The sequence below is a fragment of the uncultured Escherichia sp. genome (assembly GCF_948475835.1).
In the GTDB taxonomy this organism is placed as follows: domain Bacteria; phylum Pseudomonadota; class Gammaproteobacteria; order Enterobacterales; family Enterobacteriaceae; genus ECMA0423.
This window is the reverse complement of the sequence record NZ_CAOLGM010000052.1, coordinates 1-13,119: the sequence shown is the minus strand read 5'-3', so window position 1 is coordinate 13,119 and position 13,119 is coordinate 1. Positions and strand designations below refer to the sequence as shown.

Annotated in this window: 15 protein-coding genes and 1 pseudogene; 12 read left to right on the top strand and 4 right to left on the bottom strand. The window is 54.0% G+C overall.

The genetic code is table 11. From position 1 onward, the window contains the following. Positions 1–54 precede the first annotated feature (54 nt). From gspS2 to yghD, 12 genes are read left to right on the top strand one after another with little or no spacing between them, the layout of a single operon-like run. A complete protein-coding gene (gspS2, locus tag QZF50_RS11945) occupies positions 55–465 on the top strand; it encodes a type II secretion system pilot lipoprotein GspS-beta (RefSeq protein ID WP_001298744.1) in 411 nt (136 codons plus the stop codon). 17 nt (positions 466–482) lie between these two features. Then, a complete protein-coding gene (gene gspC, locus QZF50_RS11940) occupies positions 483–1,442 on the top strand; it encodes a type II secretion system protein GspC (RefSeq protein WP_000135073.1) in 960 nt (319 codons plus the stop codon). Between the two features lie 29 nt (positions 1,443–1,471). Continuing rightward, positions 1,472–3,532 (top strand): type II secretion system secretin GspD, encoded by a 2,061-nt coding sequence (gene gspD, locus QZF50_RS11935; protein WP_000498824.1) that lies wholly within the window; start codon positions 1,472–1,474, stop codon positions 3,530–3,532. Next, positions 3,532–5,025, top strand: coding sequence for a type II secretion system ATPase GspE (gene gspE / locus QZF50_RS11930; RefSeq protein ID WP_000249348.1), 1,494 nt, complete (start codon positions 3,532–3,534; stop codon positions 5,023–5,025). The genes gspD and gspE overlap by 1 nt, the downstream gene beginning before the upstream one ends. Then, the gene (gene gspF, locus QZF50_RS11925) at positions 5,025–6,248 is read left to right on the top strand and encodes a type II secretion system inner membrane protein GspF (protein WP_001173448.1); all 1,224 of its coding nucleotides are present in this window, start codon (positions 5,025–5,027) and stop codon (positions 6,246–6,248) included. The genes gspE and gspF overlap by 1 nt, the downstream gene beginning before the upstream one ends. Positions 6,249–6,264: 16 nt before the next feature. Then, positions 6,265–6,720, top strand: a complete 456-nt coding sequence (gene gspG / locus QZF50_RS11920; protein ID WP_001087296.1) for a type II secretion system major pseudopilin GspG — start codon at positions 6,265–6,267, stop codon at positions 6,718–6,720. A 3-nt stretch (positions 6,721–6,723) separates the two neighbouring features. After that, positions 6,724–7,287, top strand: coding sequence for a type II secretion system minor pseudopilin GspH (gene gspH / locus QZF50_RS11915; protein ID WP_001115140.1), 564 nt, complete (start codon positions 6,724–6,726; stop codon positions 7,285–7,287). Continuing rightward, positions 7,284–7,655, top strand: coding sequence for a type II secretion system minor pseudopilin GspI (gspI, locus tag QZF50_RS11910; RefSeq protein ID WP_000820125.1), 372 nt, complete (start codon positions 7,284–7,286; stop codon positions 7,653–7,655). Before gspH ends, gspI begins: the two co-directional genes overlap by 4 nt. Then, entirely contained in the window at positions 7,652–8,251 is a 600-nt protein-coding gene (gspJ, locus tag QZF50_RS11905) for a type II secretion system minor pseudopilin GspJ (protein WP_001255040.1), read from the top strand. Before gspI ends, gspJ begins: the two co-directional genes overlap by 4 nt. 2 nt (positions 8,252–8,253) lie before the next feature. Beyond that, positions 8,254–9,231 (top strand): type II secretion system minor pseudopilin GspK, encoded by a 978-nt coding sequence (gene gspK / locus QZF50_RS11900; RefSeq protein WP_000633238.1) that lies wholly within the window; start codon positions 8,254–8,256, stop codon positions 9,229–9,231. After that, a complete protein-coding gene (gene gspL / locus QZF50_RS11895) occupies positions 9,228–10,406 on the top strand; it encodes a type II secretion system protein GspL (protein ID WP_000094973.1) in 1,179 nt (392 codons plus the stop codon). The genes gspK and gspL overlap by 4 nt, the downstream gene beginning before the upstream one ends. 1 nt (position 10,407) lies before the next feature. After that, a complete protein-coding gene (gene yghD / locus QZF50_RS11890; RefSeq protein ID WP_000942799.1) occupies positions 10,408–10,944 on the top strand; it encodes a GspM family type II secretion system protein YghD in 537 nt (178 codons plus the stop codon). Between the two features lie 280 nt (positions 10,945–11,224). On the opposite strand, the pseudogene QZF50_RS11885 reads toward yghD, so the two are convergent. The 4 genes and pseudogenes from QZF50_RS11885 to cbtA form a co-directional block, all read right to left on the bottom strand. Then, a pseudogene (locus tag QZF50_RS11885) lies at positions 11,225–12,066 on the bottom strand (DUF4942 domain-containing protein). Positions 12,067–12,150: 84 nt separating this feature from the next. Then, entirely contained in the window at positions 12,151–12,348 is a 198-nt protein-coding gene (locus QZF50_RS11880; protein ID WP_032256361.1) for a DUF957 domain-containing protein, read from the bottom strand. A 17-nt stretch (positions 12,349–12,365) separates the two neighbouring features. Continuing rightward, on the bottom strand, positions 12,366–12,854 hold the full coding sequence (locus QZF50_RS11875; protein WP_061090000.1) for a DUF5983 family protein: 489 nt from the start codon (positions 12,852–12,854) through the stop codon (positions 12,366–12,368). Then, positions 12,851–13,119, bottom strand: a 269-nt coding sequence (gene cbtA, locus QZF50_RS11870; protein ID WP_139508391.1) for a type IV toxin-antitoxin system cytoskeleton-binding toxin CbtA, incomplete at its 5' end; no start/stop codon positions are given. The genes cbtA and QZF50_RS11875, both read right to left, overlap by 4 nt.

The window sequence follows — 13,119 nt, the reverse complement described above, 5'->3', positions numbered from 1 at the left end:
TCATTATCAAAGTGACATTTTAACTCTTATTAATAACCTTAGAGATTATTTACCATGTCGATAAAACAAATGCCAGGGAGGGTATTAATATCGCTATTGTTGAGCGTTACAGGATTATTAAGTGGCTGTGCCAGCCATAATGAAAATGCCAGTTTACTGGCGAAAAAACAGGCGCAAAATATCAGCCAAAACCTGCCGATTAAATCTGCGGGATATACCTTAGTGCTGGCACAAAGTAGCGGCACGACGGTAAAAATGACCATTATCAGCGAAGCGGGGACTCAGACCACGCAGACGCCTGACGCCTTTTTAACCAGCTATCAACGACAAATGTGCACTGACCCAACAGTGAAATTAATGCTCACTGAGGGAATTAATTACAGCATAACGATTAATGATACACGTACAGGTAACCAGTATCAGCGGAAACTGGATCGTACCACCTGTGGAATAGTCAAAGCATAACGTCGGGTAGATATAAATTGGCGCGGGTTGTTTTTCGTGACGCACGAATTTATCTCATTCAATGGCTGACAAAAATTCGTCACACTCTTAACCAGAGACAATCTCTTCATACAGACAAAGAGCATCTGCGCAAAATTGCACGCGGGATGTTCTGGCTGATGCTGCTTATTATTTCTGCAAAAATGGCGTATTCACTCTGGCGCTATTTCTCCTTTTCTGCGGAATATACGGCTGTTTCCCCATCGGCGAATAAACCGCCCCGTGCGGATGCAAAAACGTTCGATAAAAATGACGTGCAATTAATCAGCCAGCAAAACTGGTTTGGCAAATATCAGCCCGTCGCCACGCCGGTAAAACAACCCGAACCTGTGCCTGTGGCAGAAACGCGTCTTAATGTGGTGCTGCGCGGGATCGCCTTTGGTGCCAGACCCGGCGCGGTTATTGAAGAAGGCGGTAAACAGCAGGTCTATTTGCAGGGTGAAACGCTTGGCTCGCACAACGCAGTGATTGAGGAAATCAATCGCGACCATGTGATGCTGCGCTATCAGGGAAAAATAGAGCGCCTGAGTCTGGCTGAAGAGGAGCGTTCCACCGTTGCCGTGACCAACAAAAAAGCTGTCAGTGACGAAGCAAAGCAAGCTGTTGCTGAGCCTGCTGCCAGTGCGCCAGTTGAGATCCCGACTGCCGTGCGTCAGGCACTGGCGAAAGATCCGCAGAAAATTTTTAACTATATCCAGCTTACGCCTGTGCGTAAGGAGGGGATTGTCGGTTATGCAGTGAAGCCGGGGGCAGATCGTTCTCTGTTCGATGCCAGCGGTTTCAAGGAAGGCGATATCGCCATTGCGCTAAATCAGCAGGATTTCACTGATCCACGAGCAATGATTGCTCTGATGCGGCAGTTACCTTCAATGGATTCCATTCAACTTACGGTTTTACGCAAGGGTGCGCGCCACGACATTTCCATCGCGCTGCGCTAACCGCATTTAATCCAGGAGAATCATTCATCGTGTTTTGGCGTGATATTACGTTGTCGGTCTGGCGTAAGAAGACAACTGGCCTCAAAACAAAAAAGCGTTTACTGCCGCTGGTGCTGGCAGCGGCATTATGTAGTTCACCGGTCTGGGCGGAAGAAGCCACTTTCACCGCTAATTTTAAAGATACCGACCTGAAATCGTTCATCGAAACCGTCGGCGCTAACCTTAATAAAACCATCATTATGGGGCCGGGCGTACAGGGGAAAGTGAGTATTCGCACCATGACCCCGCTCAATGAACGCCAGTATTACCAGCTATTCCTTAACCTGCTGGAAGCACAGGGGTATGCCGTCGTACCGATGGAAAACGACGTGCTGAAGGTGGTGAAATCCAGCGCTGCGAAAGTCGAGCCGCTGCCGCTGGTCGGTGAAGGCAGCGACAACTACGCGGGCGATGAAATGGTCACCAAAGTAGTGCCGGTACGTAATGTGTCGGTACGCGAGCTGGCACCGATTCTGCGCCAGATGATCGACAGCGCAGGCTCAGGCAATGTTGTTAATTACGATCCCTCCAACGTGATTATGCTCACCGGACGCGCCTCCGTTGTGGAGCGCCTGACAGAAGTGATCCAGCGCGTGGATCACGCGGGTAATCGCACCGAAGAGGTGATCCCGCTGGATAACGCCTCGGCTTCGGAAATCGCCCGCGTGCTGGAAAGCCTGACGAAAAACAGCGGCGAGAACCAGCCTGCGACGCTGAAATCTCAAATTGTCGCCGACGAACGCACCAACAGTGTGATTGTCAGTGGTGACCCGGCCACGCGGGACAAAATGCGCCGCCTGATCCGTCGGCTGGACTCAGAAATGGAACGCAGCGGCAACAGCCAGGTGTTCTATCTCAAATACAGCAAAGCCGAAGATCTGGTCGATGTGCTGAAGCAGGTCAGCGGCACGCTCACGGCGGCTAAAGAAGAGGCGGAAGGCACGGTCGGTAGCGGGCGTGAGATTGTATCCATCGCCGCCAGCAAACACAGTAATGCCCTGATTGTAACCGCACCGCAGGACATCATGCAGTCGCTGCAAAGCGTGATTGAACAACTGGATATTCGCCGTGCTCAGGTGCACGTCGAGGCGTTGATCGTGGAAGTTGCCGAAGGTAGCAATATCAACTTCGGCGTGCAGTGGGCGTCGAAAGATGCCGGATTAATGCAGTTTGCTAATGGTACGCAGATCCCTATCGGTACGCTGGGGGCAGCCATTTCTCAGGCGAAACCGCAGAAAGGCTCGACGGTGATCAGTGAAAACGGCGCTACCACCATTAATCCGGATACCAACGGCGATCTCTCCACACTCGCCCAGCTTCTTTCCGGCTTTAGCGGTACGGCGGTTGGTGTGGTGAAAGGCGACTGGATGGCGCTGGTGCAGGCGGTTAAAAACGACTCCAGCTCTAACGTGCTCTCCACGCCGAGCATCACCACGCTGGACAACCAGGAAGCCTTCTTCATGGTGGGCCAGGACGTTCCGGTATTAACCGGCTCTACCGTTGGCTCCAATAACAGCAATCCTTTCAATACAGTAGAAAGGAAAAAAGTCGGCATCATGCTGAAAGTCACGCCGCAGATTAACGAAGGTAACGCGGTACAGATGGTGATTGAGCAGGAAGTCTCGAAGGTGGAAGGACAGACCAGCCTCGACGTGGTGTTTGGTGAGCGCAAACTGAAAACCACCGTGCTGGCTAACGATGGTGAGCTGATTGTGCTTGGCGGTCTGATGGACGACCAGGCGGGAGAAAGCGTGGCGAAAGTGCCGCTGCTTGGCGATATCCCATTGATTGGTAACCTGTTTAAATCGACGGCGGATAAAAAAGAAAAACGTAACCTGATGGTGTTTATCCGTCCGACCATTCTGCGTGACGGTATGGCGGCAGACGGCGTGTCGCAGCGCAAATATAACTATATGCGCGCCGAACAGATCTATCGTGATGAGCAAGGTTTAAGCCTGATGCCGCACACCGCGCAGCCGGTACTGCCAGCGCAAAATCAGGCTCTACCGCCGGAAGTTCGTGCGTTCCTTAATGCCGGGAGAACGCGTTAATGGTGCCTGTAGCACAGGAAACCACCGCTAACACCGTGCGTCTGCCCTACAGTTTCAGCCGTCGGTTTAGCCTGGTGGCATGGTGCGAAGCGTCGCTGGAGATCCTCCATGTTCATCCGTTGTCGCTCTCTGTTTTGCAGGAGCTGCAGCGGGGGCTGAACGCGCCCTTTACGCTGCGGCAAATCGACGAGGCCGAATTTGAACAGCGGCTGAATGCGGTCTGGCAGCGGGACTCTTCCGAGGCTCGCCAGCTGATGGAAGATCTCGGTTCTGCCGAGGACTTTTTTACCCTCGCGGAAGAACTGCCGGAAACGGAAGATCTGCTGGAAAGCGACGACGATGCGCCGATCATCAAACTGATCAACGCCATGCTGGCAGAGGCAATCAAAGAAGGCGCTTCGGATATCCACATTGAGACGTTTGAAAAGAGTCTGGTGATCCGTTTTCGTGTTGACGGCACATTACATGAAATGCTGCGTCCGGGGCGCAAACTGGCCTCGCTGCTGGTGTCGCGTATCAAGGTGATGGCGCGGCTGGACATTGCCGAAAAGCGCGTGCCGCAGGATGGACGTATTGCGCTGTTGCTGGGCGGCCGGGCGATTGACGTGCGTGTCTCCACCATGCCTTCTGCCTGGGGCGAGCGCGTGGTGCTGCGACTGCTGGACAAAAACCAGGCCCGCCTGACGCTGGAGCGTCTGGGGCTTAGCCAGCAACTGACCGCGCAGTTGCGCCAGCTGTTACACAAACCGCACGGCATCTTTCTGGTGACGGGGCCGACGGGTTCCGGCAAAAGCACCACGCTGTACGCCGGATTGCAGGAGCTGAACAACCATTCGCGCAACATTCTCACGGTTGAAGATCCCATCGAATACATGATTGAAGGGATCGGTCAGACGCAGGTTAACACCCGCGTCGGCATGACCTTTGCCCGTGGGCTGCGCGCGATTTTGCGTCAGGACCCGGATGTGGTGATGGTCGGTGAAATTCGCGATACCGAAACCGCAGAAATCGCCGTCCAGGCTTCACTTACCGGACACCTGGTCCTTTCCACGCTGCATACCAACACAGCGGTGGGGGCGATCACACGTTTGCAGGATATGGGCGTGGAGCCTTTCCTGCTCTCTTCCAGTCTGACGGGCGTGATGGCGCAGCGACTGGTTCGCACGCTGTGTCCCGACTGCCGCCAGCCCGCACCAGCCACTGACGAAGAAAAACGCCTGCTGGGAATTACCGACGCCCGTACCGTCACTCTGTACCATCCACAGGGCTGTCCCGCCTGTAATCACAAAGGTTTTCGCGGACGGACTGCCATCCATGAGCTGATCGTGGTGGATGCCACATTGCGTGATTTGATCCACCGTCAGGCCGGGGAGCTGGAGCTGGAACGTTATGTCCGACAACACTCTGCGGGTATCCGCAGCAACGGCATTGAGAAAGTGCTCGCCGGAGAAACCTCTCTCGATGAAGTTCTGCGGGTAACCATGGAGGCGTAATGGCACTGTTTTACTATCAGGCGCTGGAGCGTAATGGTCGCAAAACCAAAGGTATGATTGAGGCGGATTCCGCGCGTCATGCCCGCCAGTTGTTGCGCGGTAAAGAGCTTATCCCCGTGCATATTGAAGCCCGGATGAATACTTCGTCAGGGGGGATGTTGCAGCGTCGGCGGCACGCACATCGTCGCGTGGCGGCGGCAGATCTTGCGCTGTTCACGCGCCAACTGGCAACGCTGGTACAGGCAGCAATGCCGCTGGAAACCTGCTTACAGGCGGTCAGTGAGCAAAGTGAAAAACTGCATGTAAAAAGCCTCGGAATGGCGCTGCGCAGCCGGATTCAGGAAGGTTACACCCTGTCGGACAGCCTGCGCGAACATCCCCGCGTCTTTGATTCTCTGTTTTGTTCGATGGTTGCTGCCGGAGAAAAATCCGGGCATCTCGACGTGGTGCTTAATCGCCTGGCAGATTACACCGAACAGCGACAGCGCCTGAAATCACGTCTATTGCAGGCCATGCTCTATCCGCTGGTTCTGCTGGTGGTGGCAACGGGCGTAGTCACTATTTTGCTGACGGCAGTGGTGCCGAAAATCATCGAACAGTTTGATCATCTCGGACACGCGCTACCCGCCTCAACCCGCACGCTTATTGCCATGAGCGACGCGTTACAGGCCAGCGGCGTTTACTGGCTGGCGGGATTGCTGGCGCTTCTGGTGCTGGGGCAACGGCTACTTAAAAATCCTACTATGCGCCTGCGCTGGGATAAAACCGTGCTGCGTCTGCCCGTGACAGGGCGTGTTGCGCGCGGGCTGAATACGGCGCGTTTTTCCCGCACCTTAAGCATCCTCACCGCCAGCAGTGTTCCGCTACTGGAAGGTATTCAGACTGCTGCCGCCGTGTCGGCAAATCGCTATGTCGAACAACAACTACTGCTGGCGGCAGATCGCGTCCGCGAAGGAAGCAGTCTGCGCGCCGCGCTGGCGGAGTTGCGCCTGTTCCCGCCGATGATGCTGTACATGATCGCCTCCGGCGAACAGAGCGGCGAACTGGAAACCATGCTTGAGCAGGCCGCAGTCAACCAGGAACGGGAATTTGATACCCAGGTGGGGCTGGCGTTAGGGCTGTTTGAACCGGCGCTGGTGGTGATGATGGCGGGCGTGGTGCTGTTTATTGTCATCGCCATCCTCGAGCCGATGCTGCAACTGAATAATATGGTTGGAATGTAATTTACGGAGTTATCACATGAATTCGTTATCCCGCACACAAAAACCACGGGCAGGTTTTACCCTGCTGGAAGTGATGGTGGTGATTGTTATTCTTGGCGTCCTGGCAAGTCTGGTGGTGCCTAACCTGTTGGGCAACAAAGAGAAAGCCGATCGGCAAAAAGCCATCAGCGATATCGTGGCGCTGGAAAACGCACTGGATATGTACCGACTGGATAACGGGCGTTATCCGACCACAGAACAGGGGCTTGAGGCGCTGATCCAGCAGCCAGCCAATATGGCGGACTCCCGCAACTACCGTACTGGTGGATACATTAAACGACTGCCAAAGGATCCGTGGGGCAATGATTATCAGTATCTCAGTCCGGGTGAAAAAGGGCTGTTTGATGTTTATACCCTGGGGGCGGATGGTCAGGAAAACGGGGAAGGCGCTGGCGCAGATATCGGTAACTGGAATTTGCAGGAGTTTCAGTAAGCAGTGCCTGAACGCGGATTCACACTTCTGGAAATCATGCTGGTGATTTTTCTTATCGGCCTTGCCAGTGCGGGCGTGGTACAGACTTTTGCGACCGATTCTGAATCGCCCGCGAAAAAAGCGGCGCAGGATTTTCTGACTCGCTTTGCGCAGTTTAAGGACAGGGCAGTGATCGAAGGGAAAACACTCGGTGTGCTAATCGACCCGCCTGGCTACCAGTTTATGCAGCGTCGTCAGGGGCAGTGGTCGCCCGTTTCCTCGACCCGGTTATCGGCACAGGTTACGGTGCCGAAACAGGTGCAGATGCTGTTACAACCCGGAAGTGATATCTGGCAGAAGGAATATGCGCTGGAGCTGCAACGTCGTCGACTGACGCTGCACGATATTGAACTTGAGCTGCAAAAAGAGGCGAAAAAGAAGACGCCGCAGATCCGTTTTTCGCCTTTTGAACCCGCCACGCCGTTTACGCTGCGCTTCTACTCGGCGGCGCAAAACGCATGTTGGGCGGTAAAGCTGGCACACGATGGCGCGTTATCCCTCAATCAATGTGATGAGAGGATGCCATGAAGCGCGGATTTACCTTGCTGGAAGTGATGCTCGCGCTGGCGATTTTTGCGCTGGCTGCCACGGCGGTGTTACAGATTGCCAGCGGTGCGCTGAGTAATCAGCAAATTCTTGAGGAAAAAACGGTAGCGGGCTGGGTGGCTGAAAACCAGACCGCGCTGCTCTACCTGATGACCCGCGAGCAGCGGGCGGTCAGGCAGCAGGGCGAGAGCGATATGGCAGGAAGCCGCTGGTACTGGCGAACCACACCGCTGAGTACAGGCAACGCGCTGCTCCAGGCGGTGGATATTGAAGTCAGCCTTCACGAAGACTTTTCGTCGGTGATTCAGTCACGACGCGCCTGGTTTAGCGCCGTGGGAGGCCAACAGTGAGAAGGACTCGCGCTGGTTTCACGTTACTGGAAATGTTGGTGGCAATTGCCATTTTTGCCTCGCTGGCACTGATGGCGCAGCAGGTGACTAACGGCGTCACGCGCGTGAATAGCGCCGTCGCCGGACACGATCAAAAACTAAACCTCATGCAGCAAACGATGAGTTTTCTGACCCACGATCTGACCCAAATGATGCCGCGTCCGGTAAGAGGCGATCAGGGCCAGCGTGAACCAGCGTTACTGGCTGGCGCTGGCGTGCTGGCGTCTGAGAGTGAAGGAATGCGTTTTGTGCGCGGCGGTGTGGTTAACCCGTTGATGCGTCTGCCGCGCAGTAATCTGCTCACCGTCGGTTACCGCATTCATGACGGTTATCTCGAACGGTTAGCCTGGCCGCTGACCGATGCCGCAGGCAGCGTGAAGCCGACAATGCAAAAGTTGATTCCGGCCGATTCGCTCCGTTTGCAGTTCTACGACGGCACGCGCTGGCAGGAGAGCTGGTCGTCAGTACAGGCGATCCCTGTGGCGGTACGCATGACCCTGCATTCGCCGCAATGGGGCGAGATTGAACGCATCTGGTTGTTACGCGGGCCGCAATAATCATGATCACCTCACCACCAAAACGCGGAATGGCACTGGTCGTGGTGCTGGTATTGCTGGCAGTTATGATGCTGGTAACCATCACGCTTTCCGGGCGGATGCAGCAGCAACTGGGAAGAACGCGCAGCCAGCAGGAGTACCAGCAGGCGCTGTGGTACAGCGCCAGTGCAGAAAGCCTGGCGCTGAGCGCGCTCAGTCTGAGCCTGAAAAATGAAAAGCGCGTGCATCTGGAACAGCCGTGGGCTTCCGGCCCTCGTTTTTTCCCACTGCCGCAGGGGCAAATCGCCGTCACTCTGCGTGACGCACAGGCCTGCTTTAACCTGAATGCCCTCGCTCAGCCCACAACGGCGTCGCGTCCGCTCGCGGTACAACAACTGATTGCCCTGATCACGCGCCTGGATGTGCCTGCTTATCGGGCCGAACTGATAGCCGAAAGCCTGTGGGAGTTTATTGACGAGGACCGCAGCGTGCAGACGCGTCTGGGCCGTGAAGACAGCGAATATCTCGCCCGCTCGGTGCCTTTCTACGCCGCCAATCAACCGCTGGCCGATATCAGCGAGATGCGCGTGGTGCAGGGAATGGACGCCGGGCTTTATCAAAAACTGAAACCGCTGGTCTGTGCGCTGCCGATGACCCGCCAGCAAATCAACATTAATACTTTAGACGTCACGCAAAGTGTGATTCTTGAGGCGCTGTTTGACCCGTGGTTAAGCCCTGTTCAGGCGCGGGCGTTATTACAACAACGTCCGGCGAAGGGCTGGGAAGATGTCGATCAGTTTCTTGCACAGCCGCTACTTGCTGACGTCGATGAGCGTACTAAAAAACAGCTAAAAACCGTCCTGAGCGTGGACAGCAATTACTTCTGGCTGCGTTCAGATATCACCGTGAATGAGATTGAACTGACGATGAACTCGTTAATTGTCCGCATGGGCCCACAACACTTTTCGGTTCTCTGGCATCAGACAGGAGAAAGTGAGTGAGTTCCATCCTTGAGATTTTTTTCCCGCTTTGCGCCGCTGATCCCATCCATTGGCAGCGCCGTACACCCGATGTGGAGCACGGTATCTGGTCTGACGTTGCTAACGAACAGCTCCAGCAATGGCTGCAAACTGATGCGATTCGACTCTACATTCCCGGCGAATGGATCAGCGTCTGGCAGGTTGAACTGCCTGTTGTCGCCCGCAAGCAGATACCGACTATTCTGCCCGCCTTACTGGAAGAAGAGCTGAACCAGGATATCGATGAACTGCATTTCGCCCCGTTGAAAATCGACCAGCAACTGGCAACCGTAGCAGTGATTCACCAACAGCATATGCGCAACATTGCGCAGTGGTTGCAGGAAAACGGCATCACCCGCGCTACCGTCGCGCCGGACTGGATGTCCATTCCTTGTGGGTTTATGGCTGGCGATGCACAACGGGTTATCTGCCGCATCGATGAATGCCGGGGATGGAGCGCCGGGCGGGCGCTGGCTCCGGTCATGTTCCGCGCCCAGCTCAATGAGCAGGATTTACCGCTTTCGCTAACCGTAGTCGGCATTGCACCGGAAAAGCTATCAGCATGGGCTGGCGCAGACGCTGAACGCCTGACCGTTACAGCTCTGCCCGCCATTACCACTTATGGCGAACCGGAAGGGAACCTGCTGACAGGGCCGTGGCAGCCTCGCGTCAGCTACCGAAAACAGTGGGCGCGCTGGCGGGTGATGATTCTGCCGATATTGCTGATTCTGGTTGCGCTGGCAGTGGAGCGGGGCGTGACGTTATGGAGCGTCAGCGAACAGGTGGCGCAAAGCCGCACCCAGGCGGAGGAACAGTTCTTAACGTTGTTCCCGGAGCAGAAGCGGATTGTGAATTTACGCTCTCAGGTGACGATGGCGCTGAAAAAATATCGCCCACAGGCCGACGATACCCGGCTGCTCGCCGAGTTGTCAGCGATAGCCAGCACCCTGAAATCAGCGTCACTTTCCGACATCGAAATGCGTGGTTTTACCTTTGATCAAAAACGCCAGATACTTCACCTCCAGCTACGGGCCGCGAACTTTGCCAGTTTCGACAAACTGCGTAGTGCACTGGCAACCGATTATGTTGTGCAACAGGACGCGTTACAGAAAGAGGGTGATGCGGTTTCCGGCGGCGTAACGTTGCGGAGGAAATAACATGTTACGCGATAAATTTATTCACTATTTTCAGCAATGGCGTGAACGCCAGTTAAGCCGTGGCGAACACTGGCTGGCACAACACCTGGCGGGGCGTTCTCCGCGTGAAAAGGGCATGTTACTGGCAGCGGTGGTGTTCCTGTTTAGCGTCGGATATTACGTCCTCATCTGGCAGCCGTTGAGCGAACGGATAGTACAACAGGAGACAATATTGCAGCAACTGGTGGCGATGAACACCAGACTGAGGAGCGCCGCGCCGGATATTATTGCGGCGCGAAAATCCGCCACAACAACGCCTGCGCAGGTATCGTGGGTTATCAGTGACAGTGCTTCCGCGCACTCGGTAGTCATCAAGCGGATAGCCGAGCGTGGGGAGAATATTCAGGTCTGGATAGATCCGGTGGTGTTTAATGACCTGCTGAACTGGTTAAACGCGCTGGATGAAAAGTATGCGCTGCGGGTGACACAAATTGATGCCAGTGCTGCTGAGAAGACTGGGATGGTGAATGTGCAGCGGCTGGAGTTTGGACGGGGGTAAAGTATCAGGAGATTAGTATCAATAAAATTACTCTCGTTAACGTGGCGAGAGTAATTCCCCCAGACTTTATAAGCAAACTTTTTTCGTGAAGGTTATTGTCAGATCCAAAAGCAAAAACCCGCCTTGTGGGCGGGTTCTTAAGAATTAGTGGTGCCGGACTCGGAATCGAAGATTTCATTTATCATATTGATATTGATATGATTTATTTAGTTTGATTAAAAATGTACCCTCATTTGTACCCGCAGTCCCTTTTGATATTGAAAGGGAATCACACTCGGGATCAGGCTGAGAGCACAGAAAGAAAGTGCTTGGCTATTATATCGTTAATTCTGTCAATCAGTTCCAGCCTTTTGAAAGTGATGTGTGCAGATCCCTTCTTAAAGTATTTAATGATGAACATCTCGTCTTCATAGCGCTCTTTACCCTGAACAGACCGGATATGCTAATCCAGACGAATTATGATATTTTCCCGGTTGTCGGGAATGGGGTTGCCACTGAAGAGATGCTGCATCCTTTCCTAGTCGGCAACCCGGTCAGTCTGTGGTCCGGTGATAAGATGAATCCCCACCGGCCCCATCTCACCAGATTGTTGATAATGATTTTACTTCCAAATTTACAGGGAGAGTTGGTTTTATAATTCCAACTCAGTCCCCTGAAGACGTTAATCACTCCCTGCTCAAACACCTCATCCTTATTCTGGTGCAGTTGTTCAAATGTGCTCATAATGTTCGCTTCACTGATTTCCGGAAAATTATTGTACTCCAGTGACCGGTACCATGTATCACGGGCCTGCGCATCCATCAGACTCAGCATCCCGGAACGTTGCATCAGGTCACGCCAGATTTCTCGATCGAGATTGCGGGTGATGGCTTTCATTGCTGCTTCCGGTTTTTCCATCAGCCAGCAGCCACAGCGAAAATTCTGTTTCATGGCCCAGTCCAGGGCGGTTTTGCCGCCAATGCCTGCTGTCAGCACTGAGATTTCTGCCAGTTGCCGGATAAGCGTTTCGGTTTGTTGCAGTGCTGCATTCCGTACCGTCACAACGTGTCGGATACTGGTGGAGCAGATAACGTCCGTATGCCCGGTGACCACTTCCGGACGGGAGATTGTGATGTCTGACATTATCGGTTTTCCTTTTGGTTTATAAACGAAAACGCCAGCTATATTCAGGCTGGCGTCAGGGGAATGAAGTATGGTGAGTGATATTCACCGGTTCTGGTGCAGAAGCTGCAGATGACGAAGAGCACGGACATCCTCCCGGGCCTGTTCGATGCAGGGCAACAGTGCTGCTGAATCCGTCTTATCCTCATCGTTGTCGAAGATAATCCCGGATTCACAGTCGATATTGTCCTGCAGCCACGCAATCAGAATATCCAGCGCCGTTTCTGTCGTTAATGATTTCATGTTGTGAATTTCCCTGATTACCAGTCGAAAGTGGGCAGACCCGGCAGACATTCAGCGCAGGCATCCAGATGAATGAGACTGACGCCATAACAGCGAATGAGCGTGACGATCAGACGACGAAACGTTTTTGACAGGCCCAGGCGTTTAAGTCGCAGAACCGGGTACGACCACGCATCAGTACGTAACAGATAACCGGACCCGGTAAAATGAATCCATTCTGATTCGCCGAAGTCATTCGTCTGATGTGACAGCGAGTACAGCCAGGCGTTGTCCTTTTCCGTGATATGTGCGGTACTGCAGCGTATGCCGGCAAGGGCCGTAAACGGTGGTGGTGTGCAGGTTGACTGTTGGCCGGATTCATCCACTACGCGGAGTGAATGACCATTTTCAGCAACCTTGTTAATCAGTTCAGTGAGATTAACACCATCGACGTCAACGACAATGCGCCCCATGTTCAGTGCCTGCACGTTAATGCTGTCGGCTTCCAGCGTCAGAGCCAGTTTCATTGTTTCGCCCCCGGATGTTTACCCAGGGTAATGTTATTTACCGTTCTGTAATTGTCGCGGGCCATCAGGCCGGTTGCCCGGCGGGCCCGGAGGATATCAATACTGTTTATTAACTGAGAACGGGTACAGGCGCTGAATCCCGGCTGGTCGGTACGTACCAGTGCGTATTTTTCAACGAGAAAGTTCACTGCATCACAGAGTGAAATGCCTGCCTCAATATGCTGCTCAATCACACGTTCATCGGCGAACGGTGTGTCATTTAGCG